The sequence below is a fragment of the Streptomyces sp. NPDC097617 genome (assembly GCF_044761485.1).
Classification (GTDB): domain Bacteria; phylum Actinomycetota; class Actinomycetes; order Streptomycetales; family Streptomycetaceae; genus Streptomyces.
Window position 1 is genome coordinate 1 of sequence record NZ_JBIWCL010000077.1, and the last position, 1,790, is coordinate 1,790.

A 1,790-nucleotide genomic window follows, 5' to 3' on the forward strand; every position below is an offset into this window, starting at 1 on the left:
TGCTAGACCCGTACTTCGCGGGTGACCGTTTCAGATCTGTGGCCAGCGGGTTTGTGTGATGTCGGTGTCGAGGAGGTCGAGGAGGTGGAGTTGGACGCCGCGGTTGATCTGGACGGTTGGCGGGTCGGTGACGTTGCCGATCCGCAGGGTGAGTTCGCCGAGGTGGTAGAGGATCATCCGGCCGGTGGGGCGGACGCGGCGGTTGTCCGGGTAGAGGCCGGTCATGGTCTCGTCGGGGCCCAGAGCGCGTCTGACCTGCCGCTCGATCAGGCAGAAGACGAGCAGGGCCAGGCAGATCACCTGGATCAGCGCGGCGACGCGCCGGTTGTGCTGCACGAAGACCGGTGCGACCGCGAGAGGGCCCTTGAAGTCGTGGTAACGCCGTTCGACCGTGCCCTGGCCCTTGTAATGGATCAGGATCTGGGCCGGTTCGGCCTTCTCGGCCGGGACGCTGGTGATCAGTGCCCACCAACCGTCGACGGCTGCTTCGGCGTCCAGCACGTCCTGGTCGAAGTGCCAGGCAAGACCGGGGGTGCCGTGCTCGTCCTCGGTGATCTGCCAGCGCAGGCAGGAGGTGACGCGGCGTTTGGCGGTGACGACGCCGATCCGCGCGACGATCTTCTCCCGGGTCTTGTAGTGCCGTCCGCCCGCCGCGGCGGTGAGCCTGTCGAGGTCTTCGGCGGCCTTGGCCAGCCTTTTGGCCCGGGCCGCCTGCTGGCCGGCCGCGACGGCGGTGGAATGGACCAGGATCCGGCGCACGGTCAGTGGTGGGTCGCTCTTTCGGCGGCCGGTCAGCGTGTGAAGGTCCTCCAGGACCCGGTAGGTCTCCCGTTCCGCCTCCGGTTTCCTCTCGTCCCGCCCGGGCACCCAGTCGACGGGCCCGGCCTGCCGGGGATCGAGGACCGCGTAGACGTCGTCCTTGATCTGAGCGGCCGGGACGGGCGCGATGAACTCCACCCGGGCCTGAAGCAGGGCGGTGATGTTGGAATAGGACACCAGCTTGGAGTCGGCGACCATCAAGAACTCCTGGGTGCCGGCCATCGCTTTGAGGTCGTTCATCGCTCCGACGACCTGGCTGACCTCGGCCGCGGCGCCACTGAAGACGCGGGAGTGCACGGGGATACCGCCGTCGGCCGTCACCGCGAGCCCGGCCTGGACCTGTTTCAGATCCAGGCGCCGGTCCTTGGGATGCCCGTTGCAGGCGATCAGCGGATACCGCTCGTCCTGCTCCTGGGCGGGGAAGGCGCCGTGGACGGACATGCTGGTCATGTCCCAATGCAGCCGGGAGACGTCGATCCCGAACTCGGCGATCGCCCGGGCGCCGACCGTGCCCGCGATGGCCTCCAGCTTCGGCGCGATCGCGTCCAGCGCGCGGGCCAGACGGTCGTCGTTGAGCAGGTCCGGTGTGATGCCGAAGACCTCCTCCACCGCCCAGGTGCGTGCCCAGTCCCCGACCCGCACCAGCGGTGCGGGCGAGGTCAGCCGGTTGGCCACCAGCGCCTCGATGACCTGTCCGTGCGTCAGATGCGCACTCGCCCCGCCCGGACACACCTCATCGACGATCCCGGCCACGTCCAGCCGGCGCAGAAACTCGGCAGCGACAGGCAGAGCGCCCAGACGCTTTTCCACCACGGACGTCACCACCACTTCAAGGCGCTGACGCTCAGATCGTGGCCGCGGGGACCGGGAAGTCATCGACACATCCGGACCAACGCCATACGACCGGCCCGGGACACTCCCGGACCGGTCACACCATACGAATCAACGACCCGCGAAGTACGGGGCTAGAC

General features: G+C 68.4%; 1 protein-coding gene. It reads right to left on the reverse strand.

Going from position 1 to position 1,790, the window contains the following annotated elements; translation table 11 throughout:
* Window positions 1–30: 30 nt before the first annotated feature.
* The gene (locus ACIQZO_RS40460; protein ID WP_403636423.1) at window positions 31–1,632 is read right to left on the reverse strand and encodes an IS1634 family transposase; all 1,602 of its coding nucleotides are present in this window, start codon (window positions 1,630–1,632) and stop codon (window positions 31–33) included.
* Window positions 1,633–1,790: the final 158 nt, after the last annotated feature.